Origin of the sequence: Micromonospora sp. NPDC049903 (genome assembly GCF_044460945.1) — a bacterium.
Lineage (GTDB): Bacteria > Actinomycetota > Actinomycetes > Mycobacteriales > Micromonosporaceae > Micromonospora.
The window spans coordinates 49,678-72,590 of record NZ_JBITKL010000020.1; the positions used below are offsets into that span (position 1 = coordinate 49,678).

Genomic DNA, 22,913 nt, shown 5'->3' on the forward strand with positions numbered 1-22,913 from the left:
GAGTCGGGGCGATCCGGGCGCGGCGGTAGCATCTGGTAGTCCACCCGACTTCCGGACGGAGGCGTACGGAGCAGCATGCTCGACATGGAGTTGATCCGGAAGGATCGCGACGCGGTGGCGACCGCGCTGGCGAAGCGGCTGGAGGCCGCCGAGGTCGACCGGGCGCTGGACGACATCCAGCAGCTCGACCGGGAGCGTCGCCGGCTGATCAGTGAGATCGACGGGGAACGCCAGCGTCGCAAGGCCGAGGCCCGGGCGTACGCGCAGGCGAAGCGGGCCGGTGTCGAGCCGGAGACGACCTCCGAGGTCGGCCGCAAGCAGATCGCCGAGTTGGAGAGCGAACTCGACGAGGTGCAGGCACGGCTGCGTACCGTGATGAGCGAGCTGCCCAACCTGCCCGCCGACGACGTGGTCCCCGGCGGCAAGGAGGCCAACCGGGTGGTGAAGACCTTCGGCGCGCCTCCGGCGATCGAGAAGGTCCGTGACCACGTCGAGTTGAGCCGGGCGCTGGGCCTGGTCGACCACGAGCGCGGCGTCAAGCTGGGCGGGTCGGGCTTCTGGATGTACACCGGCCTGGGTGCCCGCCTGGAGTGGGCGCTGGTCAACTGGCTGATCGAGAGCAACATCGAGGCCGGGTACGAGTTCCTGCTCCCGCCGCACCTGCTGCTGGACACCGCGGGCTTCGCCGCCGGCCAGTTCCCGAAGTTCTACGACGACGTCTACCACCTGGACAAGCAGTCCGCCCCGCGTGGGCAGTTCCTGCTGCCGACGGCGGAGACGGCGATCCTCGGCGCATACCAGGACGAGATCCTGGAGACCGCGAAGCTGCCGCTGCGGGTGTTCGCGTACACCCCCTGCTACCGCCGCGAGGCGGCGGGCTCGCACTCCGACGAGCGCGGCACCGTGCGGGGCCACCAGTTCAACAAGGTGGAGATCTTCCAGTTCACCCTGCCCGAGCAGGCCGACGCCGCGCTGGAACAGATGGTTGCCCACGCGGAGAGCCTGGTCGAGGGATTGGGCCTGCACTACCAGCGCAGCCTGCTGGCGGCCGGCGACTCCAGCGCCTCGATGCGCAAGACGCTGGACATCGAGGTGTGGATGCCCAGCACCGGCAAGTACAAGGAGGTCTCGTCGGTCTCCTGGGGCGGTGACTACCAGGCCCGACGGGCGGCGATCCGCTACCGCGAGCCGGGCGGCAAGCAGACCCGGTTCGTACACACGCTGAACGGCTCGGCGCTGGCGACCAGCCGGCTGCTGCCGGCGATCCTGGAGCAGTTCCAGCAGGCCGACGGTTCGGTGCTGGTGCCGGAGGTGCTCCGCGACCGGATCGGCACCGACCGACTCACCCCGCGCTGACCGGTTCGTCGGGGGTCGCCGCGTGCGACCCCCGACGCTCCGACCCGCTGCCCGGTACGCCGACCGGCGCGCTGCCGATCCGTGCGGTATCGACCGATGCGGCATCGACCGGTGGTGCGGTGCCGCTCGGTGCAGTGCCGCTCGGTGCAGTGCCGCTTCGTGCGCTCGCGTCCGAGGGCTCGCGGCGGGGTGCGGTGTTAGCAGGGGACCCCTGCTCTACCGCAGGCGTTAATAAGGGGCCCTTCCTTCGCAGCAAGCCGGCGAGCAGCAGCACGCCGACAGCCGCGACGAGCACCGCCGGACCCGCGCTGTCCAGAGCCGCCGCCAGCGAACGCTGGACACCGGCGACGGCGCTCACCACCGGATCGGCGAGCGCCTCGCGACGACCGGCGGCCAGCCGCGCCTCGTACCAGCCGTACCAGGCGACGTAACCACCGGCGAGCAGCAGCACCAGGCCACTGACCCGGGGTGCCCAGGCGCCGGCGCCCCGCAGCCGGGCCACCACCTCGCCGCGCAGCAGCGCCACGCCGAGCGCGGCCACCGCGACCACCAACCCCATCCCCAGGGCGTACGCCCCGAACAGCGCCAGCCCGCGTCCGGTCGACCCGGCCTGAAGGCTGGTCACCACGATCGCCAGGAACGGCGCGATGGCGCAGCCCAGCGAGGCGGCGGCATACGCCATGCCGAACAGCACCATCGACGGCCAACTGCGGGTCAGCCGGGGTGCCCGGGGCAGCGGGCGCAGGCTGGGCAGCCGTCGTCCGGCGAGCAGCCAGCAGCCGAGCAGCAGGAGCAGCAGTCCCAGCCCGACGGTGAACCACGGCAGCCGGGGACGCAGCCACCCGGCGAACGGGGCCAGGGCCAGGCCGAAGGCACCGAACACCAGCACGTACCCGCAGGTGAGCGCGGCGGCGGCGGTGAGTGCCCGGCCGACGGCGCCCCGGGTGTCGGTGGCCCCGGCGACCAGCAGCGACAGGTACGCCGGCAGCATCGCGAAGCCGCACGGGTTGACCGCGCCGAGCATGCCCGCGGTCAGCGCGAGCAGGAGCGGCGCCTCCATCAGGCGGCCAGGGCGGTGACCCGCCGGGTGAGGTCCTCCCCGTCCAGCCACCCCTTGTGCGCGACCTTGCCCTCCCGATCGATGATCACGAAGGTGCTCTGCTCGACGACCCCGAACCGCTTCCAGAGCGTGCCCTGCCGGTCGTCGATCTGCGGCATCGGGCCGAGTTCGAATTCGGTGACGAAGTCGGTCATCGCCTTGCGTTCGCCGAGCCCGGCGACGCCGACGATCGGCACGGTGTCCCGGAAGCCGGGTTCGATCTCGGCGATGGTCCACGCCTGGCTGGCACAGGTGGCGCACCAGGGTGCCCAGAACCAGAGCACCACCGGACGACCGGCCAGGGCGGCGGCGTCGAAATCCGTACCGGCCAGGGTCTGCCCGGTGAACTTCAGAGTGTCGGGTACCGGCACCGGGGCGGTGGGGCCGGGCGTCGGTCCGGCGGGCTCCGCAGACGCCGAGGTGGGTGCGGGCGCGGCGGCGGACTCCGGTACGGCCGCGGCCTCCTCGACCGAATCCGCGGCACCGCAGCCGCCGGCCGCCAGCGCGGCGGCGAGCAGGACGGCGACCGCACCGATGGCACGTCGCGTCTGTCGGACCGGCCTCATCGGTGTCTCCTTCGGTTCGCTGGTACGGCCACCGGCCGCCCGCCCGGTCCCGCTTCGGTCACCGCACGCGCACGCACTCCCGCTTCGGTCGCGGCACGCCTGCCCGGTGCCAGCTTCGGTCGCGGCACGCTCAGGCCTTGGTCAACCGCAGCGCCAGCTCCGGGCAGACCTTGACCGCCTTCGACGCGCCCTCCCGCAGCCAGGTCGGCACCGGGGTGGGCGGGAAGGCGGGGTAGCCGTTCTGGTCGAGCCGGATGAAGTCCGGCACCACGTGGGCGCAGAGGCCGTGGCCGTCGCACCGGGACCAGTCCAGGACCAGCTTCTGCGGATCCGGGTCGGGGGCGCCGGGCAGGCCCATCATGCCCTTGACCCGCCGGCCGCAGCCCTCGCCGGTGGTGTGTTTCTTGAGGTCGTCGGCGAAGACCTCCATCGCCGACAGCGCGAAGCGGGACGTACCGTCGGGGTGGCTGCACGCACCGCGCCCCTTGACGTCGCCGGCGGCGGCCCGGACCACCTCCACCGGCGCGCTGCCGGAGACCGCCAGGTCGACCGCGCGGGCCAGGTCGGGCAGGCCGCGCTTGCACGGTCCGCACTGCCCGGCCGACTCACCGGCCAGGTAGCGCACCACCTGGGCGGCCTCGCCGAGCGGGCAGGTGTCGTTCGCGAGCGGCACGATGATGCCGGCACCGAGGGTGCCGCCGACCGCGGCGAGCCCCTTGCGGGAGACCTCGGCCTTCTCCGCCGCCTCCCTGGTGATCCACTTGCCGTGGTAGCCGCCCATCAGGATGCCCGGCCCGTCGGGCACCTCGCAGAGTTCGAGGATCTCCCGCAGCGGGGTGCCGGCCGCGCACTCCACCACCGCGTGCCGCTTGGCCGCACCGGTCACGCTGAGCAGCACGGTGCCCGGCTCGTCGTCGGTGCCGAGCGCCGCGTACTCGTACGGGCCGAGGCGGGCGGCCACCGCGAGCTGCGAGTACGTCTCGGCGTTGGAGAGCAGAGTGGGCAGGTTGCTGACGCCGGAGTCGCTGGAGCGCTTCTTGGTGCCGGGCGGGATGTGCGGCAGCCCGTTGATCCCGTTGACCAACGCGCCGCCCTCCCCGCTGATGAACCGGTGCGGCACCGTCACCACGCTGGTCGGCACCGGCATCCGCCGCTCGTCCAGCGCCTCCATCAGGGAGTCCCGGCCGACCAGGTCGTCGGCCACGCAGAGCACGATCTCCTCGGCGTCCAACGCGAAGGCGGCCAGCGCCGCGCCGTCCAGGATCAGGTGCGGGGCCCGGGTGAGGATCACCTTGTCCTTCCAGCTCGCCGGCTCCCCCTCGGTGGCGTTGACCACCACCACCGGCGGCAGGTCCTGGCGTTCACAGGACTCCAGCACCGCCCGCAGCTTCCTGGCGAACGGGAACCCGGCGCCGCCCTTGCCCTTGAGCTGGATGCCCTCCGCGAGACGCAGCAGGTTGGACGGCTCCATCGGGCTGATCGGGCCGTGCACCATCTCGTGGGCCTGCAGGTCGAGCCGGCCGAACTCGGCGAACCCGGCGGTGAGCCGGGGCTCACCGACACAGGCCACCGGCGGGACCACGGCACGCTCCGTCACTTGGCCTCCCCTCGCAGCCCGGCCCAGTAGGCGCCGTCCACCTTCTCCGGGTCGGCCCGGCGGCGCCGGCTGTCCGACGCCCGGCGGGCGCGCCGGGAGGCGAGGTCGACCAGGGTCGGGGTGTCGTCGTCCACGTCGTCCTCCGTCGCGTACCGGGCCGGAGGCCGCCAGTAGTCGTTCTCCGCCTCCGGCACGTCGTCCTCCACGCTGTGCCGCCCGCCTCCGCTGCGCGGCTCGGCCGAAATGGGCGTACCCGAGATCGGCGAACCCGAGATGGGCGCACCGGAGATCGGACCGGCCGAGATCGGGGCGTTCGACTCCCAGCGACGCGGGCTGTCCCAGGGCTCCTCCGGCTCGTCGGCGCGGCGGCGGGGCGGGGACGAGTAGCGGGTACCGGCGTCGTCGTCCACCCGGGAGCGGCGGTACCGGCCGGTCTCCTCGTCGTCGCGGCGGCGTCGGCCGCCCGGCTCGCGCTCGTACTCCGACTCCTCCTCGCGGCGGCGCGCGGAGCGTCGGCCCACCGACTCGCGCTCCTCCTCGCGGCGGGACGCACGGCGCCGGACCGGCTCCTCGTCCTCGCGGACCCGGCGGCCCACCGGCTCCAGCTCCTCCTCGTCCCGGCGGTACGCGCGCCGCCCGGTGGACTCCAGCTCGTCGTCGCGGCGGACGGCACGCCGACCGACCGGTTCCTCGTCACGCCGTCGGGACACCGGTTCCATCAGCTCGGTCTCGCGGCGGATGGCCCGCTCGAACTCCTCCTCCTCGCGGCGCGAGGGCCGCCGCACCACCGGCTCCAGGTCCTCGTCGAGGCGGTCCCGGCCGGGACGTACCGGCTCGCGCAGACTGCCCGGCTCGGGGACCACCGGCACGGTGAAGCGCTCCGGGTCGTTGCGCCGGATGGTCGGGCTGGCCCAGGTGCCGGAGGTGCTCTCGGCCCAGCTCATGTCGCGGCGCACCCGCTTCTCGCGGCCGTCCTCGCCCTCGGCGCGCCGGCCGGTGAGGGTGCCGAGCAGGCCCTTGCCCCGGGTCTCCTCGGTGGACTTGCTGCCGGTCATCGCCTCGTTGAGCGCGGCGGCCTGGTGCTGCTCGCGACTGCGGCGCTGGAGGCTGACCGAGAGGCGGACCAGCAGCGCCACCACCACCAACACCACGCAGAGCCAGTAGCTGAGGGTGACCCAGGTGGCCGGCGCGCGTCCGGCGCCGAGGCCGTGGAAGATGCCGAAGGGCCAGGACAGGTACGCCATCGAGTGCAGGCCGCGCCACAGCCACTTGGGACCGACGTCGGCGAACCGGGCCCGGATGATGCCGGTCCAGAGCACACCCACCATGAGCAGCGCGGCGATGGTGCCGAGACCGACGTAGAGCCCCCGGCCCCCGACGAACGGCACCGCCATGTCGGTCACCCCGGCCCGACCGCTGGCGATCTTCGTGATGACGTGGAAGACCAGGCCGGCGACGCCGAGGATGCCGGTGGCCCGGTGCGCCGACTGCAACAGCACCCGGTGCCGGATCAGCAGCACCAGCCGGTCGGTGGCGAGCAGCCCCATCATCACGGTCAGACTCAACGCGACCAGGGCGATCACACCGGCGAAGAACTCGGTGAAGAAGAAGCCCATGGCGTACGCCCGCTGGCCGACGTTGGTGAGCATCATCAGCGCCCACAGCGCCGCGATCCCGGACGCGGACAGCGCCAGGATCTGGCCGCGGGACCGTACCCGGATGCCTCTGGTGCTGGTGCTGGTACGGACGGCAGGCGCCTTCTCGTTCTGCGTAGCCCGGGCCATTAGCTCCTCGATCGTCTCGCGGCGGCGCACCGCCGGCCGACCCTGTTCCCCCCACCAGTACGTCCGTAGCGTTCAGTCGGATTAGCTCCAGCCGAAAATTTCTCGACGAGTTGTCGAACCGTCTCCCCGCCCGGCGCGTGTAGCGGCTCCGCCACCCTGTCCGGGACAGTCACGGACGTCCATGCATTGACAGGTGATGAAATGCGCTTGTAACCTTGCCGAAATTTTCAGCCCCGGTTGCAAGATCCGGTCAACCGCACTGCCGTCCCCCGTCCTCCGGCACCCCAGGAGCACCCGATGCATCGACGTCGACTCCGCCCGGCGATCATCGCTCTCGCCGTGATCGCCAGCCTCCTCGCACCCGGCACCGTGGCCACACCCCCGGCCGCCGCCGCCCCGACCGGCGGCAAGAAGGTCATCGCCAACCTCTTCGAGTGGAACTGGCCCTCGGTGGCCGCCGAGTGCACGAGCACACTCGGCCCCAAGGGCTACGGCTACGTCCAGGTCTCACCCCCGCAGGAACACGTACGCGGCAACCAGTGGTGGGTCGCCTACCAGCCGGTCAGCTACCGGATCGAGTCCCGCAAGGGCACCCGCGAGCAGTTCCGGTCCATGGTGGCCACCTGCCAGGCGGCCGGCGTCAAGGTGATCGTCGACGCCGTCGTCAACCACATGTCCGGCCAGACCAACGGCGGCACCGGCTGGGCCGGCTCGTCCTACCAGCACCACGTCTACCCCGGCATCTACCAGGCGCAGGACTTCCACTACTGCGGCCGCAACGGCAACAACGACATCGTCAACTACCTGGACCGGTACGAGGTCCAGAACTGCGAGCTGGTCAACCTCGCCGACCTCAAGACCGGCTCCGAGTACGTCCGGTCCCGGCTGGCCGGGTACCTCAACGACCTGCTGTCACTGGGCGTGGACGGCTTCCGGCTGGACGCCAGCAAGCACATGCCCGCCGCCGACATCGCCGACATCCTGCGCCGCCTGAACCGCCCCGCGTACGTGGTGCAGGAGGTCATCCACGGTGCCGGCGAACCGATCCGGCCCGAGGAGTACACCGGCAACGGTGACGTGCACGAGTTCCGCTACGGCAAGGACCTGGCCCGGGTCTTCCGCTCCGAACGGCTCGCCTACCTGCGCAACTTCGGTGAGGGCTGGGGGCACCTGCCCAGCTCGGTAGCGTCGGTCTTCGTCGACAACCACGACACCCAGCGCGACGACGGCGGGGTGCTCACCTATCGCGACCGGGGCACGTACGCGCTGGCCAACGCCTTCATGCTGGCCTGGCCGTACGGTTCGGCGACGGTGATGTCCAGCTACACCATCACCAACCGCGACGCGGGCCCGCCCTCGGACGGCAACAACAGGACGCTGAACACCACCTGCTACTCCGGCTGGGAATGCGAGCACCGCTGGCCGGTGATCGCCAACATGGTCGGCTTCCGCAACGCCACCGAGGGCACCGGGGTCAGCAACTGGTACGACAACGGCTACCAGCACATCGCCTTCAGCCGCACCGGCCGGGGCTTCGTCACCATCAACGACGAGGACTTCCCGATCACCGGCCGCTCGTACCAGACCGGCCTGCCCGCCGGCCGCTACTGCGACGTCATCCACGGCACCTTCGCCAACGGCACCTGCAGCGGCCCGGTCATCACCGTCGACGCCAACGGCTGGTTCGCCGCCACCATCCCCGCCCACGACGCCATAGCCCTCCACACAAACGCCCGCCTCCCCTAACCCCCCGTCCCCCCTCCCCCGTCCCCACCCCACCCCACCCCGCCCCGCCCCCGCCCCGCCCCCGCCCCGCCGTGTTGATCAAGAGGTTTGCGCCAAAACCTCACCGAATCTCGACGCAAACTCCTTGATCACCGGCACCCCCGGCCAGCCCGCACGCGGCAACGCACCCGTTCGCTGGGACGGGGTGATCAAGAAGTTTGCGTCAGGATTTCGATCTCGGCGTGACGCGAACTTCTTGATCAACGCGATCCGAGGGTGGGGGTGGGGGTGGGTGGGTGGGTGGGTGGGTGGGTGTGGGGAAATGGGGTTTTTGGGGTTGTTGGGTTGTTAGGGTTAGTTGTGCGGATTGGGGACTGGGGCAGAGGGCGACGGGGAGTCGTCGCGGCGGTCGGGGCCGCCGTGTTGCTGGGCGGGTCGACGTACGCGGGCTGGGCACTGACACCGTCGCCGGAGCCGGCACCGATCGCACGGCCGAGCGACCGGGCGGAGATACCGAGTACGACGCCGCCACCGCTCGACGAGATCGTCGCGTCCGCCGCACCGGCACCGGACGACCTGCCCGAGATCGACTACGACCCGGCGCCGACCGGCTTTCCCGACGATCCGGACACCCTGGACACCACCCCGTTGACCGAGGGGCTGCGGCCGACCCGACGACTGGCCGCATACGACGGGCCGGGCGGGCGACCGGTCGCCTTCCTGATGCCCACCATCAGCGGGGTGCCGCTCACCGTACCGATCGCCCGACGCGAGCAGGGCTGGACCGCCGTCCTGTTGCCGTCGGCCAACCGCAAGCTGGCCTGGCTGCCGCCCGGTGGCTTCCGGACCGTCGCGCTGCGGGACCAGATCGTGGTGGAACGGGTGCCGTACCGCCTCACCTGGTACCGCGACGGGGTCGCCCGCCGCACCTGGCAGGTCAGCCTGGGCCAGCGCGGCCAGGAGACACCGCTGGGCCGCACCTTCGTCCTGGGCCGCACCCCACCGCCGGAGAGCGTCTACGGCGGGGTGGACATCTACGCCCTCGGCTCGATCCCCGACGACCCGGACTCGGTGCCGGCCGGGCTGCGCGGCGCCCACATCGGCATCCACACCTGGTACCACGACGGCGAACTGGGTCGGCAGACCACCAACGGCTGCATCCGGCTCACCCCGAGTGGTCAGCGGCAACTGCTGGCCGAGGTGCCCGAGGGCAGCCCCGTGGTGGTCGTCGACGAACTACCCGCCGCACCGGCCACCGCCTGAGCAGACCGCCGACACACAGCAGGGCCGCCGCACCCGGCTCAGCCGACGATCGGGACCAGGTAGCCGCGAAGCACCTTCTTCAGCTCGCGTACCTCGATCTCCCGTTCGCCCTCGGGCGCGGCGACGACGATCGGCAGCATCCCCTTGAAGACCTGTACCAGCGTGCGCGCCGCCCGGGTGCGATCCTGCGCCGCCAGGTCGGGCACGCGGGCGGCGAGAACGGCCTCGACCCGGCCCAGCAGGGCGGCCTGGATCGGCGCCGCCGCCTGGGTGAGTCCGGCCGGCATGTCGGGCCGGGCGAACAGCGCCTTGAATCCCGGGTTGTCGAGGTTGAAGGCCAGGATCGGGTCGACCACCCGGTCGAGCAGGCCGTCGAGGTCCATCGTGGCGAAGTCGGCACCCTCGAACGCGCCCTGGTGCGCCTCGCGCATCCGGCTGACGAACCGGTCGGCCAGCGCCTGCGCGATCGCCTCCTTATTCGGGAAGAACTGGTACAGCGAGCCGGGTGAGATGCCGGCCACGGTGGCGATGGCGTTGGTCGTCGCCTTCTCGTAGCCCGACTCACCGAAGACGGATGCGGCCGCGTCGAGGATGTCGGCGATCCGCCGCTCGCCGCGCGCCTGTCGACGCCGTGGCCGATCCTCAGTCGCCTCCACTGTCGAGCCCTCCCCTTGAAAAATACGAGCGATTACTCGTATCGTGGTCAACGAACACGAGCGGCGACTCGCAAACCGTTCAGCGGGAGATTACCGTGCCCGGCGCGCACCAGCGGCGGGGCCTCCTGCGATCGCACTCCACGCCGTCGTCCGCACCGGGCCCATCGACGAAACCCCGCGCCAGGACGACCCGGCACCCCGACAAGGAGTCCAGCCATGCCCGACCACCGATCCGTCGACCGACGCACCCTGCTCACCGGCACGGCCGCAGCCGTCGCCGCCACCGGCGTCCTGGCCGGCAGCGCGACCCCCGCCGGCGCCGCCACTCCGGCCCGACAGCGCCGGTACGCGGGCAAGGTCGTCCTCATCACCGGTGCCACCTCCGGCATCGGCCGGGCCGCCGCCCTCGCCTTCGCCGCCGAAGGTGCCAAGGTCGGCTTCTGCGGCCGACGCGAGCACCTGGGACGCGAGGTGCAACGGGAGATCCGGGCGGCCGGCGGTGAGGCGACCTACCTGCGGGCCGACGTCCGACAGCCGGCCGAGGTGAAGACCTTCGTGGACCGGATCGCGCAGCGCTACGGCGGCCTGGACGTGGCGTTCAACAACGCCGGCATCCAGGAACCGTGGACCACCCTGGAGCAGACGAGCGTGGCCGGCTGGGACGCACACGCGGAGACCAACACCCGGGGCGTCTTCCTCTCCATCAAGTACCAGATCCGGCACATGAAGGCCAAGGGCGGCGTCATCCTGGTCACCGGCTCCGCCAACGAGTTCACCACCCGGTACGGCCTGTCCGCGTACTCGTCGAGCAAGAGCGCGGTCACCGGGATCGTCCGTACCGCCGCCATCGAGCTCGGCCAGTACGGCATCCGGGTCGTGTCGCTGGCCCCCGGCACCACCGAGACCGCGCTGGTGGAGGCGCAACGACCGCCGGGCATCACCGACGAGCAGTGGGCGGCCGGAAAGGCCGAATGGGGCCGCGTCAACGTCGACGGCCTACGCCGGATGGCCAAGCCGGAGGAGATGGCCGCCGCCGCGCTCAACCTCGCCTCGGCCGAGATGAGCTTCCTGACCGGTACGAGCGTCGTGGTCGACGGTGGCATGCTCAGCGGCACCAGCGGCGGCGAGATCCCGGACCTGTGATCGACCGCCCTCCGGCCACCACGTAGACGAGGTCAAGCGAGGAGACCGGATGACCCCACCCGCTGCGGTGCCGACCGTCACCCGCCAGGCCCGGCTCTGGTGGCCGGTCCTGGCGGGCGGTGGGGTCCTCGGTCTGTTCGCCTTCGTCGGCGACGAAGTGCCGGGTGTAGTGGGACTGGTCATCCTCACGCTGACCAGCACCGGCTTCATCTGGGGCATGGCAGCCTTACTGGCCGGGTACGCGTCGCACACCCCTTGGAGCGCCGTCCGCAACGCCACCACGCTGCTGCTCGTCGCCACCGTCGCGTACTACGGGCTCATCCTGGTGCACGGACGGCGCTGGCACTCCGGGCAGTTGGCGGACGGCAGTTCTGCCGCCATGTCGGGCCTGGCCTCGGTGGGTCGCCACGCCGCGCTCTGGCTCGTCGCCTCCGTCGCCGCCGGGGTGACACTCGGCTGGCTGGGTTCGACCGTCCGGCGCGGGACACGACTGCGAGCCTCGCTCGCCGCCGGGGCGGCGGTGGGCCTGCTCGCCGGCCAGGGGCTGCACCTCGTGGCCACCTTCCAGGCGTGGCATCTCCTGGACGACCCGTTCTTCCTGGGCCACCTCGTCGCTGCCGGGGCCGGCATCGCGCTCGCGACGGTGAGCGTCACCGTTCTCCTTGCTCACCGCAGGGCCACGAGGTCCTGGCCGACGTTCGTCGCGGCGTCCGTGGTGGCCAGCGTGGCGGGAGCACTGCTCTGGAGTCAGATCGATTTGATTCGATCAACCATGTAGACGCACTAGCCAGACGCCACGTCGACCGGGGGTCGAACCGCCTGCGCCATCAGCTCGACAGCGGCCCAGCCCCATCGAGGGTCCAGTGCGCAAAGCCCGCCGCTTAGGGATTTCGGGGCGGCGACGCGCATAGATGTCGGATAGTGCTCGGGCCGCCACGGATTCATGAGCTTCGTCGAGCGCCGTGGCTGATGCGCCATTCCGGGCTCCTTGCGGCGCTCGGGGACGAGGACCGGTAGGTAGCCGCAGTGGTGACGTTCCGGACTGCATGGAAACGACCTGCGGGGGTATCAGCGACACATGAGGGCGAGTTTCCGGCTCGGCCGGATCGTGGGCGTACCCGTCGGGGTCAACTGGAGCGTCCTGGTCATCTTCGCGCTGATCTGGTGGGGGCTGTCGGCCAACCTGTTCCCGGTGTCGTACCCGGACCGGTCGGTGGTCGCGTACGTGCTGGCGGGGCTGGCGGCGGCCATCGTGTTCTTCCTGGGCCTGCTGGCGCACGAGGTGTCGCACGCGGTGGTGGCCAAGCGCAACGGGTTGGGCGTCGGCGGGATCACCCTCTGGCTGTTCGGCGGGGTGGCGGAGTTGCGCGGCGAGGCGCGTACGCCCGGTGCCGAGCTGCGGATCGCCGGGGTGGGGCCGCTGGTCAGCCTGATCATCGGCGCCTTCTTCGGGGTGCTCGCGATGCTGCTCAGCGTCGCCGGGGTACACGGGCTGTGGCTGGGTGTGATGGCCTGGCTGGGCGGGATCAACCTGCTGCTGGCGGTCTTCAACATCCTGCCGGCCGCCCCGCTCGACGGTGGGCGGCTGCTGCGGGCGGCGGTGTGGAAGGCCACCGGGGACCGGACCCGGGCGACGGTGGTGGCGGCCCGGGCCGGGTGGGTGCTGGGTCTGGCGTTGATCGGTTTCGGGTTGTTCCGGTTCCTCACCGGCGCCGGTGTGGGCGGGCTCTGGCTGGCCCTGATCGGCTGGTTCCTGATCGGCGCGGCCAGTCTGGAGGAGCGGCAGGCGCGGGTGGGCTCGGCGCTGCGCGGGATCCGGGTGGCCGACGTGATGACCCCGCAGCCGCAGACCGCCTCGGGCGAGATGACGGTGGCCGACTTCGTGGACAACTACCTCTTCGCGTACCGCCACACCGCGCTGCCGTTGACCGAGGACGGCCGACCGGTCGGCCTGGTCACCCTCGACCGGGTACGCGGTGTGCCGAGTGACGCGCGGGGCAGCACCACGCTGGAGTCGGTGGCCTGCCGCTCCGACGAGTTGGTGCTCGCCTCCCCCGACGAGCAGCTCACCGACCTGCTGCCCCGGCTCAGCGACTGCGCCGACGGGCGGGCGCTGGTGGTCACCGACGGTCGCCTGGTCGGCATCGTCTCGCCCAGCGACATCAGCCGGGCCGTGCAACGCGGCAGCATGCGCGACCAGGTCACCGCCGGCCGCTGACAGGTCAGCGGGGGAAGAGGTGGTCCAGTTCCTCGGTGCGGAACCGGCCGGTCGGGTCCAGCCGGGTGAGCAGCGCGGCGAAGTCCGCCCAGCGGGGGTAGGTGGCCGCGATCGTCTCGGGCGGCAGGGTGAAGACCTTGCCCCAGTGCGGGCGCGGGGCGAAGGGGGCCAGCGCGCGCTCCACCTCGGCGAGCACCGGCAGCACCTGCGTGGTGTCGGCGATCCAGGTGAAGTGGACGGCAAGGGTGTCCCGGTCGTACTGGGGGCTCAGCCACAGCCGGTCGGCCGCGATCGTCCGCAGCTCGCTGGTCTGCGAGACCGGGGCGATCAGGTGGGCCACCTCGTCCAGCGCGGCCAGCGCCTCGGCGGCGTCGGCGCGCGGCAGGTGGTACTCGGACTGCAACTCGTCGCCGCTGCTCGGGGTGAAGCCGAGCCGGAAGTGCGGCAACCGCTCGTGCCACGGCCCGGCCACCCCGAGCTGCTCGGTGCAGTTGACCGTGGGCATGCCGGGCACCGGGTGCCAGGGCCGGTCGGCCGCCGTGGTGCCGAGCCAGTCGGCGGGCGGTGGCGGCTGGTCGGCGAGCTGCTTGCGCCAGACCTGGGTGCCGAGGGTGGAGCGCCAGTCGGTGAAGACACTGACGCTGTACGCGGCGGCGAGCGCCTCGTCCAGCGCGGCGCGGGGCAGGTCCAGCCGCACGTACTGCCGGATGTCGTAGGTGGGCACCACGTCCAGGGTGATCCGGGTGACCACGCCGAGGGCCCCGAGGGCGACGACCGTGCCGGCGAAGTCGGCCGAGTCCCGGTCGACGGTGTGCAGGTCGCCGGTGCCGGTGACCAGTTCGAGTCCGGCGACGGTGGTGGCCAGGTTGCCGACGGTGACACCGGAACCGTGGGTGCCGGTGGCGACCGCGCCGGCCACCGAGATGTGCGGCAGGGAGGCCAGGTTGGCCAGCGCGTACCCCCGCTGGTGCAGCCAGGTGGCCAGGTCGCCGTAGCGGATCGCGGCCGGGACGTCGACGGTCCGGCGCTGCGGGTCGAGCCGGATCGTGTCCGGCAACCCGGACAGGTCGACCAGGTCGCCGGTGGTGTCACCGAGCCGGTTGAAGGAGTGCCCGCTGCCCACCGCCCGGATGTGCTCGCTTCCGGCGACCAGCTCGCGCAGCTCGTCCACGGACGACGGCCGGTGATACGCCCGCGCGGAGTACCGGATGTTGCCCGCCCAGTTGCGCTGCGTCGACACGCGACCTCCCCCTGCCCTGCCGACGGTTACCGTCGGCTCCGTCGGGGAACCCTACGCCGATGAGCAGCTACCGTGATCCCGCCCCTCGTGGCGACGTGTACCCCTCCGAGGAGGAGATCGACCCGACCGGCAGCGGCGTGTTCCCGGCCAGCGCGCCGACCGGTGCGTACCCGGCGGGCCAGCCCACCCCGCAGCCGTCACCCGCGCCGGGACCGGCGCCGGCGCCGGTGCCGACCCCCGGCCCGCCGCCCCGGATCGAGGGCGGCGCGCGGTCGATCGTCAGCCGGCACCTGGACGGTTCGGTCGCGGTGGTCACCGACTTCGACGGCGACGGTGTGGCCGACGTGGTGCAGTACGACCTCGACGGCGACGGGATCCCGGACGTCACCTACCTCGACAACGACCGCGACGGGCGGCTGGAGACCGTGCTGCGGACCCCGACCCGCTGACGGGCCGGGGTCGACACCGCACCGCCAAGACCAGCCGCACCGCTCACAGCTGCGGCAGCACCTCCGAGGCGACCAGGTCCAGGTGGTCCAGGTCGCCCAGGTCGAGCACCTGGAGGTAGGCCCGCTGGCTGCCCACCGAGGCGTACCGGCCGAGCTTGTCGACCACCTCGGCGGGCGTGCCGGCCAGCCCGTTCTCGCGCAGCTCGTCCGCCTCCCGGCCGATCGCGGCGGCCCGCCGGGCCACCTCGGCGTCGTCCTTGCCGCAGCAGAGCACCAGCGCGTTGGACCAGGTCAACTCGTCCGGGTTCCGGCCGATCTCCTGGCAGGCGGCACGCACCCGACCGAACTGGGTGACCGTGTCGTCGATCGAGACGAACGGCAGGTTGAACTCGTCGGCGTACCTGGCGGTGAGCTGCGGGGTCCGCTTCGCGCCCATGCCGCCGAGCAGGATCGGCGGGTGCGGCTGCTGCACCGGCTTGGGCAGCGCCGGTGAGTCGCTGACCTGGTAGTGGCGGCCGGTGAACGCGAACGTCTCCCCCGGCGGGGTACGCCACAGACCGGTGATCACGGCGAGCTGCTCGTCCAGCCGGTCGAAGCGCTCCTTGAGCGCCGGGAACGGGATGCCGTACGCGCTGTGCTCGGCGTCGTACCACGCGGTGCCGATGCCCAGTTCGACCCGGCCGCCGCTCATCTGGTCGACCTGCGCGACGGTGATGGCCAGCGGGCCGGGCAGCCGGAACGTCGCGGCGGTCATCAGCGTGCCGAGCCGGATCGAGCGGGTGTCCCGGGCCAGCCCGGCCAGGGTCGTCCAGGCGTCGGTGGGGCCCGGCTCGCCGCTGACCGACCCCATCTTGAGGTAGTGGTCCGAGCGGAAGAAGGCGCCGAAGCCGGTCTCCTCGGCGCGGCGGGCCACGGCTAGCAGGTCGTCGTAGGTCGCACCCTGCTGAGGTTCGGTGAAGATCCGCAGTTCCATGGACCGAGCATAGAAAGCCCAGCGCCGTGCCGCCCGACTTGTGTCACCCATCTAGGGTGGTGCGGTGAGTGAACCGGTCGTCGCCGTCGCGGACCTGCACGTCACGTTCGGCAGCGTGACCGTGGTGCGGGACGTCGACTTCGATCTGCCGGCGGGCGGCGCGCTCTGCCTGGTCGGCGAGAACGGTGCGGGCAAGTCCACCGTGTTGCGCTGTGTCACCGGCCTGACCGACCCCTCCGCAGGCCGGGTCCGGGTCTTCGGGGCTGCGCCGGACGGCTCGGCCGCGTTCTGGCGCCGGGTGGTGGCCACCGTCGAGCAGCCGAGCTGGTACGCCGGACTGACCGTCCGGGAGCACGTGGAGCTGGTCCGGCTGGCCGGTGGCGACGACCCGGCCGACGGTCGGGTGGACGAACTGCTGTCCGTGTTGGGCCTGCGCGACCTCGGCGACGGCACCCCGGACCGACTCTCCTCGGGCGAGCGGCAACGGCTGCTGCTGGCCGCCGCCCTGGCCCGTCCGGCGGAGCTGCTGGTGCTGGACGAGCCGGAGCAGCGGCTGGACGCGGCGATCCGGCCGGTGGTGGCCGGTCTGCTCGGCGACCACCTGGCCGCCGGTGGGAGCCTGCTGTTCGCCAGTCACGATCCGGTCTTCGTGGCCGCCCTCGACTGTCCGGTCCTCCGGCTGCACACCGGGTCACCGACGCCCGACGCGAGCACTTGGTCACCGGTGCCCGACGGGGGCACATGGTCACCGACGCCCGACGCGGGCACATGACGCGGGTGGCCGAGGCGCCGACCCGCCGGGAGCCGGTGCCGCCGACCGCCCGCCGGCTACGCCGCTGGGTGCGCCGACGGCGGGCCGAACGCGCCCCCTCGCTCTCGCTGGAGAGCGCGTACCTGCTGGTGCTGACGGTGGCGATGGCGGTCGGGCTGTTCGGTCCGGGGGTCGGGTCGGCGATGTGGCCGGCGGCGGGGGCGGCCCCGCCGGACCGACCTGTGGTGCTGGTGCTGCTGGGTGCGGGTGCTGTCGGCCTGATGCTGCTGTTGCGTCAGACCGGCCCGTTGGTCCTCGGACGCGGTGAGCTGACCTGGCTGCTGCCGGCGCCGGTGCCCCGGCGTGGTCTGCTGCTGCCGGCACTGGTGCGGGCGCTGGCGGTCGGTGCGGTCATCGGCGCGTTGCTGGCGTTGGCCGGCGCCGCCCGCCTGGCGGTCCGCCCGGTCTCCGGGTCCGCCCTGGCCGGTTGGCTCGCCCTGGGTGCGGCCGTCGGTGCGCTCCTGGCACTGCTCGCGACGGCCGCGCAGCGACGGCCGGGGTACGCCCGGGTGCTGGACGCCACGCTGCCGGCGCTGCTGGTGGCGCTGGGCGCGACGGTGCTGCTCACCCGGGTACGACCGATGCCGACGCTGCCCGGCGTCGACGCGCCGCCGCTCCCGCTCACCCTCGGCGTCCTGCTCCTCGTCGCGGGCCTCACCGCCCTGGCCGTCCGCGACCTGGCGCGCTTACCCGACGTCCGGCTGCACGAGCCGTCGCTGACCGTCGGCACGTACCTGGACGCCGCGTACGCCGTCGAGCCGTCGTTCCTCGCCGACCTGCGTGAGCGACGGTACTGGCGGCGGCGGACCCTACGCTCCCGGCCGCTGCGTCCCCGGTTCGGCCGGCTGGTGCCGCTGCAACAGGACCTGCTGGTGCTGCGCCGACGCGGTTGGCGGCTGGGCTGGCTGGCCCTGGCGACTCCACTGCCGGCGTTGCTCACCGCCGGTGCCGGCTGGCTGCCGGCGACCGCCCTGGTGCTGGGGGCGGTCACCACCGCCGGGGTCACCCTCGACGCGCTGCGCCGCGACGCGGCCCATCCGGCGCTACTGCGGCTGCTCGGGCTGACCGGCCGGCGGGCGGTCGCGATCCGGCTGGTCGTGCCGACGGCGCTGGCCACGGCGTGGTCCGGACTGGCCGTGGCGGTGCTGGGATTGCTCGGTGACCTGCCGCCGGGCCCCTGGTGGGCGCTCGGGTTGGCGTTCGGCCCGACGGCCGCGATGATGGCCGTCCGGCGGGCGCAGGCGGGTCGGATCGACCACTCCCTTCCGCTGGTCGTCACCCCGATGGGTGCCTTCTCGCCCGGCCCGGTGCTGTGGCTGCTCAACGGGACGGACGTGCTGCTGTTCGCGACGCCGACCCTGGTCGCCCTGCTCGGGCCGGTCCGGCCGGGCTGGGGTTGGGTCGCCGTCCAGGCGGTGTGCGCGGTGCTGGCGGTGCTGGCCTATCTGCGTTTCGGCACGGACGGACGTCGCCCTCGGGTGTGAGCCACCGACTGTTCCGGCCGAGGTGGACGCAAATTCTTGCAGCGTTTTCAGCCATCCGCAAGAGGCTGCTCGCAGTTGGGTCGACGTGTGAATCAGAGGTTCCCAAGCATCGACGTCACTGTTACGGTCACGCCATCACCGCAACTTCTTGCATAGCTTGCAGGAACCTGTGCTGTCACCACGTCTGCCTGACCGTCCCCCGAGGAGGGCCCGTGCGAATCCCCCGTCCCCGCGCCGCGATACCCGCGGCCCTGGCCGCGACACTTGTCGCGGCCGGTCTCACCGTCGTCGCCGCCGGCACCGCGCCGGCCAGCGCAGCCGACGTACGCGTCAACGGCGACGCGATCGTCCACCTGTTCCAGTGGCGGTGGGACTCCGTCGCGCAGGAGTGCGAGAGCACCCTCGGGCCCCAGGGTTGGGGTGGCGTGCAGGTCTCCCCGCCGCAGGAGCACGTGGTGCTGCCCAGCGCCGAGGGCGCCACGTACCCGTGGTGGCAGGACTACCAGCCGGTGTCGTACCGGCTGGACTCGACCCGGCGCGGCACCAAGGCCCAGTTCGTCGACATGGTCGAGCGCTGCCGCGCGCAGGGCGTGAAGATCTATGTGGACATGGTGCTCAACCACATGAGCGGCACCGGTTCGGCGGGCAGCGGCCCGGGCAGCGCCGGCACCGTCTACGGCAAGTACAGCTACCCCAACCTGTTCAACGACGGTTCCGGCGACAGCTACGGATACGGCGACTTCGCGCCCTGCTACCGGCGGATCAGCAACTGGAGCAACAAGCAGGAGGTCCAGGACTGCGAACTGCTCGACCTGGCCGACCTGAACACCGCCGACCCCGAGGTGCGGCGCAAGATCGCCAAGTACATGAACGCGGTGATCGACCTGGGCGTGGCCGGCTTCCGGGTGGACGCGGCCAAGCACGTGCAGGAGGCGCACCTGGGCGACATCATCAACCGGTTGCGGGACGTACCCGGGTTCGGCGGTCGGCCTGACCTGTTCCACGAGGTGTACGGCGACGGGACGATCCCCTACACCGCGTACGCGCCGTACGGCGGGGTGACCAACTTCGACTACCAGCGCGCCGTCTCCTCGGCGTTCCGCGACGGCACCATCGCCCAGTTGGGCAACCTGCCCAACTACGGCGGGCTCACCGCCGGGCAGGCGGTCGTCTTCGTCGACAACCACGACACCCAGCGCGAGAACCCGACGCTGACCTACAAGAGCGGCGCCCGCTACTACCTGGCGGACACGTTCATGATGGCCCACCCGTACGGTCGGCCCCAGCTCATGTCGAGCTACGCGTTCGGTTCCGTGCACGGGCAGGGCCCGCCCAGCTCGTCCAACGGCACCACGCTGGCCGCCGACTGCACCGGCAGCGCCTGGATCTGCGAGCACCGCAACGCGGGGGTGGCGGGCATGCCGGGCTTCCGCAACGCGGTCGCCGGCACCGGCATCGGGTCGGTGGTCACCGACGGCAACGGGCGGTTGGCCTTCGCCCGGGGCAACCGGGGGTACGCCGCCTTCAACGCCACTACCAGCACCTGGAGCCGCAGCTTCGCCACCTCGCTGCCGGACGGCCGCTACTGCAACGTCGGCCGGGGCGCGTACGACCGGTCCACCGGAGCCTGCCCGGGTGGTGCGGTGACCGTCACCGGTGGCGCCTTCACCGCGTCGATCGCCGCCGACCAGGCGGTCGCCCTGCACGTCGAGGCCCGTCTGGACGGTGCCACGCCGACCCCGACGGCGACCCCGACCGGCTCGCCGACCCCGACCGCCAGCCCGTCCGTCCCGGCCGGGTCGACGCGGTTCACCGCGACCGTCTCCACCAACCCCGGCCAGGAGGTGTACGTCGTCGGCTCGATCCCCGCGCTCGGCTCCTGGAACCCGGCGAACGGCGTCAAGCTCTCCACCACGTCCGGCAGCTACCCGACCTGGACCGGGTCGGTGTCGGTGCCGGCGGGCACCGCCTTCGAGTGGAAGCTGGTCAAGGTCGGCAACGGCACCGTGCAGTGGGAGAACGACCCGAACCGCACCGGCTCCGCCGGCACCGCCCTGACCGCCACCTGGAACCAGCAGGTCAGCAACCCGCCGGACGCCACCACGGTCTCCTTCCGGACGACCGCCACCACGACGCCCGGCCAGAACCTCTACGTCGTCGGTGACCTGCCCGCGCTCGGCGGCTGGGACCCGGCCAAGGGGGTCCGGCTGTCGCCGACCGCCTACCCGGTCTGGACCGGAGGGCTGGGCGTGCCGGCCGGCACCACGTTCTCCTACAAGTACGTCAAGCGCACCGACTCCGGCCAGGTGGTCTGGGAGTCGGGCGGGAACCGCACCGCCACCGCCACCGGTTCGGTCACCCTGACCGACACCTGGCGCTGACCGCGATCGACCGCATACGGCCCCTCCCGACACCCGGTCGGGAGGGGCCGCCCCCGTTCTGCCCGGTCGACGGCCCCCGAACCCCCCTCGGGCGTCCGTCACCGGGCCGTCGACGGTCAGGGGGTCGCGCGCCGGATGATCAGGTAGCTGACGACGGCGAGCGGCAGCGTGAGCAACGCCGGCCAGCCCACCAGCAGGGCGGCGCCCGACTGGTCGGCCAACCAGCCACCGATCGCCGACCACCAGCCGCGCCAGGTCGCCAGGACCACGGCCCCGCCGATCACGACCAGCGCCGCAGTGCTCAGGGTGAGCATGCCGTTGACGCCCCACCGCTTGAACACCAGGGCGATGGCGATCCCCAGGAACCCGAGCAGCAGGAACGGGATCGCGAAGCCGAGGAACCGCAGCACCGGGTTCTCCACCCAGAGGAACGGGATGCCGAAGAAGGTCAGGCCGACGCCCCAGCCGTCGGTCGCCTCCTCGATGACGGCGAGCAGATAGAGCAGCCCCGCATAGACGACCGCCTGGGCACCGAAGGAGAGCACGTTGCCGAGGTAGAAGCTGCGACGCGAGATGCCCAGCCCGATCGCGAACGGAAAGTCCTGGGTGATCACGTTGATGCAGGCGATGAACATCATCACGTAGATGCTGGCCAGACCACCGGTGGTCTGCTCGATGTCCCGCCCGTCCATGGAGGCGAAGAAGGCCAGGTTGATGAGGAAGCTGAGGGAGAGGATCGCCACGGGCCAGCCGACCACGCTGGGCCAGGCGACGAACTGCAACCGGGGGACCGTCAGGGCACGGTTCATCGGACGGCCTCCTTGCTGGTGGCGCCGGCGGCCTGCCCGTCGGCCGAGGTGGTCAGACGTACGACGGTGTCCTGCAACGACGAGGCCTCCAGGGCCAGGCCCAGGGACCGGGCCCGCTCCTGGTCCGCCGGGCCGAAGTCACCGCGTACGGTGGCGCGGGCCGTGCCGCCGAGCAGCACCCGGTGCAGTTCGGTGGCGGTACGGCTGAACTCGTCCACCGCCGCGACCGGGCCGGCGACGGTGAGCACCTGGCCGCGCAGGACCTCCGCCTCCTCGTCCAGCAGCAGCCGTCCGGCGTCGATCAGCAGCACGTGCTCGATCAGGTCGCTGACCTCGTCGATGAGGTGGGTCGAGAGCACGACCGTGCGGGGGTGCTCGGTGTAGTCGGCCAGCAGCCGGTCGTAGAAGATCTGCCGGGCCACCGCGTCCAGGCCGAGGTAGGGCTCGTCGAAGAAGGTCAACGGTGCCCGCGAGGCCAGCCCGACGATGATCCCCAGTGCCGAGAGCATGCCCCGGGAGAGTTTGCGGACGTTGCGTCTCGGCGGCAGCTGGAAGTCCTCGACCAACTGCTGCGCGAACTGCTCGTCCCACCCGGGGTGGACCAGGGCGGCGGCCCGCAGCACGTGCCGCACCTGGAGGTTCGACGGGTAGGTCTGACTCTCCTTGATGAACGAGATCCGGGACAGCACGCCCTCGTTCTCGTACGGGTGCTGCCCGAAGACCGCGACCTCGCCGGAGGTGGCGAAGTTCTGCGCGGTGAGGATCTGCATCAGCGTGGTCTTGCCCGCGCCGTTGCGTCCCAGCAGGCCGTAGATCCGGTTCCCGGCGAGCGAGAAGCTGACCCGGTCCAGCGCCGTGACGCCCCGGTACTTCTTGGTGAGGTCGGTGACGGTGACGACGGGGCTCATCGCTCCCCCTCCCAGTTGTCGATCATGCTCTTGAGTTCCGCCGGGTCGATGCCGAGCTTGCGTGCCTCGGTGACCAGCGGTTGCACGTACTGCCGGGCGAACTCGTCACGGCGTCGACCGCGCAGCTTGGCGCGGGCACCGGAGGAGACGAACATCCCGATTCCTCGTTTCTTGTAGAGCGTTCCGTCGTCGACGAGCTTGTTGACCCCTTTGGCGGCGGTCGCCGGGTTGATCCGGTGGAAGGCCGCCAGCTCGTTCGTGGACGGCACCTGCTCCTCCTCGGCCAGCGTCCCGTCCAGGATCGAGTTCTCCAGCAGCTCCGCGATCTGGAGAAAGATCGGTCGGCCGTCCTCCATCACGTCCGCCACCCTGGTCCGCCACCCTGGTTGGCCGGTTCACTACTCATGTAACTAACCATGCAACCGGAGCGGTGTCGCTGTCAAGCCGGGGT

At 72.0% G+C, this 22,913-nt stretch carries 20 protein-coding genes; 10 read left to right on the forward strand and 10 right to left on the reverse strand.

The window, feature by feature from the left end:
• The first annotated feature begins 75 nt into the window (after nucleotides 1-75).
• Nucleotides 76-1,356 (forward strand): serine--tRNA ligase, encoded by a 1,281-nt coding sequence (gene serS, locus ACIBO1_RS24640; protein ID WP_396750414.1) that lies wholly within the window; start codon nucleotides 76-78, stop codon nucleotides 1,354-1,356.
• Here serS and ACIBO1_RS24645 read toward each other — a convergent pair.
• The 4 genes from ACIBO1_RS24645 to ACIBO1_RS24660 all read right to left on the reverse strand — a co-directional run bounded on the left by ACIBO1_RS24645 (nucleotide 1,343) and on the right by ACIBO1_RS24660 (nucleotide 6,402).
• A complete protein-coding gene (locus ACIBO1_RS24645) occupies nucleotides 1,343-2,416 on the reverse strand; it encodes a cytochrome c biogenesis protein CcdA (protein WP_396750416.1) in 1,074 nt (357 codons plus the stop codon). The genes serS and ACIBO1_RS24645 overlap by 14 nt on opposite strands.
• Nucleotides 2,416-3,021, reverse strand: coding sequence for a redoxin domain-containing protein (locus ACIBO1_RS24650; protein WP_396750418.1), 606 nt, complete (start codon nucleotides 3,019-3,021; stop codon nucleotides 2,416-2,418). Before ACIBO1_RS24650 ends, ACIBO1_RS24645 begins: the two co-directional genes overlap by 1 nt.
• Before the next feature lie 130 nt (nucleotides 3,022-3,151).
• Complete coding sequence (locus ACIBO1_RS24655) at nucleotides 3,152-4,618, reverse strand: NADH-ubiquinone oxidoreductase-F iron-sulfur binding region domain-containing protein (protein WP_350698391.1); 1,467 nt, start codon at nucleotides 4,616-4,618, stop codon at nucleotides 3,152-3,154.
• Complete coding sequence (locus ACIBO1_RS24660) at nucleotides 4,615-6,402, reverse strand: hypothetical protein (protein WP_396750420.1); 1,788 nt, start codon at nucleotides 6,400-6,402, stop codon at nucleotides 4,615-4,617. Before ACIBO1_RS24660 ends, ACIBO1_RS24655 begins: the two co-directional genes overlap by 4 nt.
• 297 nt (nucleotides 6,403-6,699) lie before the next feature.
• On the opposite strand from ACIBO1_RS24660, the gene ACIBO1_RS24665 reads away from it, so the two are divergent.
• Both ACIBO1_RS24665 and ACIBO1_RS24670 read left to right on the forward strand, forming a co-directional pair.
• Entirely contained in the window at nucleotides 6,700-8,148 is a 1,449-nt protein-coding gene (locus ACIBO1_RS24665) for an alpha-amylase family protein (protein ID WP_396750422.1), read from the forward strand.
• A 399-nt stretch (nucleotides 8,149-8,547) separates the two neighbouring features.
• Nucleotides 8,548-9,390, forward strand: coding sequence for a L,D-transpeptidase family protein (locus ACIBO1_RS24670; protein ID WP_396750424.1), 843 nt, complete (start codon nucleotides 8,548-8,550; stop codon nucleotides 9,388-9,390).
• Nucleotides 9,391-9,428: 38 nt separating this feature from the next.
• Here the strand turns inward: ACIBO1_RS24670 and ACIBO1_RS24675 are convergent, their stop codons facing one another.
• A complete protein-coding gene (locus tag ACIBO1_RS24675) occupies nucleotides 9,429-10,046 on the reverse strand; it encodes a TetR/AcrR family transcriptional regulator (RefSeq protein WP_396750426.1) in 618 nt (205 codons plus the stop codon).
• 216 nt (nucleotides 10,047-10,262) lie between these two features.
• On the opposite strand from ACIBO1_RS24675, the gene ACIBO1_RS24680 reads away from it, so the two are divergent.
• The 3 genes from ACIBO1_RS24680 (at nucleotide 10,263) to ACIBO1_RS24690 (ending at nucleotide 13,407) form a co-directional block, all read left to right on the forward strand.
• Complete coding sequence (locus ACIBO1_RS24680; protein ID WP_396750428.1) at nucleotides 10,263-11,189, forward strand: SDR family NAD(P)-dependent oxidoreductase; 927 nt, start codon at nucleotides 10,263-10,265, stop codon at nucleotides 11,187-11,189.
• 49 nt (nucleotides 11,190-11,238) lie between these two features.
• A complete protein-coding gene (locus ACIBO1_RS24685) occupies nucleotides 11,239-11,967 on the forward strand; it encodes a hypothetical protein (protein ID WP_396750430.1) in 729 nt (242 codons plus the stop codon).
• Nucleotides 11,968-12,267: 300 nt separating this feature from the next.
• Nucleotides 12,268-13,407 carry a site-2 protease family protein gene (locus ACIBO1_RS24690; protein ID WP_396750432.1) on the forward strand — a complete coding sequence of 380 codons (1,140 nt, stop codon included), beginning with the start codon at nucleotides 12,268-12,270 and terminating at the stop codon, nucleotides 13,405-13,407.
• 4 nt (nucleotides 13,408-13,411) lie between these two features.
• Here ACIBO1_RS24690 and ACIBO1_RS24695 read toward each other — a convergent pair whose 3' ends face one another.
• Entirely contained in the window at nucleotides 13,412-14,647 is a 1,236-nt protein-coding gene (locus ACIBO1_RS24695; RefSeq protein WP_396750434.1) for a D-arabinono-1,4-lactone oxidase, read from the reverse strand.
• Nucleotides 14,648-14,706: 59 nt separating this feature from the next.
• Here ACIBO1_RS24695 and ACIBO1_RS24700 point away from each other — a divergent pair, with 59 nt between their 5' ends.
• Nucleotides 14,707-15,096, forward strand: coding sequence for a thrombospondin type 3 repeat-containing protein (locus ACIBO1_RS24700; protein WP_396750436.1), 390 nt, complete (start codon nucleotides 14,707-14,709; stop codon nucleotides 15,094-15,096).
• Nucleotides 15,097-15,139: 43 nt separating this feature from the next.
• Here the strand turns inward: ACIBO1_RS24700 and ACIBO1_RS24705 are convergent, their stop codons facing one another.
• Nucleotides 15,140-16,069: an LLM class F420-dependent oxidoreductase gene (locus tag ACIBO1_RS24705; protein WP_396750438.1), complete on the reverse strand. Its 930-nt coding sequence runs from the start codon at nucleotides 16,067-16,069 to the stop codon at nucleotides 15,140-15,142.
• A gap of 64 nt (nucleotides 16,070-16,133) precedes the next feature.
• Here ACIBO1_RS24705 and ACIBO1_RS24710 point away from each other — a divergent pair, with 64 nt between their 5' ends.
• The 3 genes from ACIBO1_RS24710 to ACIBO1_RS24720 all read left to right on the forward strand — a co-directional run bounded on the left by ACIBO1_RS24710 (nucleotide 16,134) and on the right by ACIBO1_RS24720 (nucleotide 20,745).
• Nucleotides 16,134-16,841, forward strand: coding sequence for an ATP-binding cassette domain-containing protein (locus ACIBO1_RS24710; RefSeq protein ID WP_396750440.1), 708 nt, complete (start codon nucleotides 16,134-16,136; stop codon nucleotides 16,839-16,841).
• Nucleotides 16,811-18,364 (forward strand): DUF6297 family protein, encoded by a 1,554-nt coding sequence (locus tag ACIBO1_RS24715; protein ID WP_396750442.1) that lies wholly within the window; start codon nucleotides 16,811-16,813, stop codon nucleotides 18,362-18,364. Before ACIBO1_RS24710 ends, ACIBO1_RS24715 begins: the two co-directional genes overlap by 31 nt.
• Nucleotides 18,365-18,576: 212 nt before the next feature.
• Nucleotides 18,577-20,745, forward strand: coding sequence for a carbohydrate-binding module family 20 domain-containing protein (locus ACIBO1_RS24720; RefSeq protein WP_396750444.1), 2,169 nt, complete (start codon nucleotides 18,577-18,579; stop codon nucleotides 20,743-20,745).
• Nucleotides 20,746-20,861: 116 nt separating this feature from the next.
• On the opposite strand, the gene ACIBO1_RS24725 is transcribed toward ACIBO1_RS24720, so the two are convergent.
• Genes ACIBO1_RS24725 through ACIBO1_RS24735 form a run of 3 tightly spaced genes read right to left on the reverse strand, consistent with a single transcriptional unit; the run spans nucleotide 20,862 to nucleotide 22,830 of the window.
• The gene (locus ACIBO1_RS24725) at nucleotides 20,862-21,554 is read right to left on the reverse strand and encodes an ABC transporter permease (RefSeq protein WP_396750446.1); all 693 of its coding nucleotides are present in this window, start codon (nucleotides 21,552-21,554) and stop codon (nucleotides 20,862-20,864) included.
• Complete coding sequence (locus tag ACIBO1_RS24730) at nucleotides 21,551-22,462, reverse strand: ABC transporter ATP-binding protein (RefSeq protein ID WP_396750448.1); 912 nt, start codon at nucleotides 22,460-22,462, stop codon at nucleotides 21,551-21,553. Before ACIBO1_RS24730 ends, ACIBO1_RS24725 begins: the two co-directional genes overlap by 4 nt.
• Nucleotides 22,459-22,830, reverse strand: a complete 372-nt coding sequence (locus ACIBO1_RS24735) for a GntR family transcriptional regulator (protein WP_396750450.1) — start codon at nucleotides 22,828-22,830, stop codon at nucleotides 22,459-22,461. The genes ACIBO1_RS24730 and ACIBO1_RS24735 overlap by 4 nt, the downstream gene beginning before the upstream one ends.
• Nucleotides 22,831-22,913 lie beyond the last annotated feature (83 nt).

Coding starts and splice junctions, on each gene's coding strand:
- ACIBO1_RS24665 (WP_396750422.1), top strand. CDS start 6,700: ATGCATCGACGTCGACTCCGCCCGGCGATCATCGCTCTCGCCGTGATC.
- ACIBO1_RS24705 (WP_396750438.1), bottom strand. CDS start 16,069: ATGGAACTGCGGATCTTCACCGAACCTCAGCAGGGTGCGACCTACGAC.
- ACIBO1_RS24730 (WP_396750448.1), bottom strand. CDS start 22,462: ATGAGCCCCGTCGTCACCGTCACCGACCTCACCAAGAAGTACCGGGGC.
- ACIBO1_RS24650 (WP_396750418.1), bottom strand. CDS start 3,021: ATGAGGCCGGTCCGACAGACGCGACGTGCCATCGGTGCGGTCGCCGTC.
- ACIBO1_RS24700 (WP_396750436.1), top strand. CDS start 14,707: ATGAGCAGCTACCGTGATCCCGCCCCTCGTGGCGACGTGTACCCCTCC.
- ACIBO1_RS24660 (WP_396750420.1), bottom strand. CDS start 6,402: ATGGCCCGGGCTACGCAGAACGAGAAGGCGCCTGCCGTCCGTACCAGC.
- ACIBO1_RS24725 (WP_396750446.1), bottom strand. CDS start 21,554: ATGAACCGTGCCCTGACGGTCCCCCGGTTGCAGTTCGTCGCCTGGCCC.
- ACIBO1_RS24690 (WP_396750432.1), top strand. CDS start 12,268: ATGAGGGCGAGTTTCCGGCTCGGCCGGATCGTGGGCGTACCCGTCGGG.
- serS (WP_396750414.1), top strand. CDS start 76: ATGCTCGACATGGAGTTGATCCGGAAGGATCGCGACGCGGTGGCGACC.
- ACIBO1_RS24680 (WP_396750428.1), top strand. CDS start 10,263: ATGCCCGACCACCGATCCGTCGACCGACGCACCCTGCTCACCGGCACG.
- ACIBO1_RS24715 (WP_396750442.1), top strand. CDS start 16,811: ATGGTCACCGACGCCCGACGCGGGCACATGACGCGGGTGGCCGAGGCG.
- ACIBO1_RS24685 (WP_396750430.1), top strand. CDS start 11,239: ATGACCCCACCCGCTGCGGTGCCGACCGTCACCCGCCAGGCCCGGCTC.
- ACIBO1_RS24645 (WP_396750416.1), bottom strand. CDS start 2,416: ATGGAGGCGCCGCTCCTGCTCGCGCTGACCGCGGGCATGCTCGGCGCG.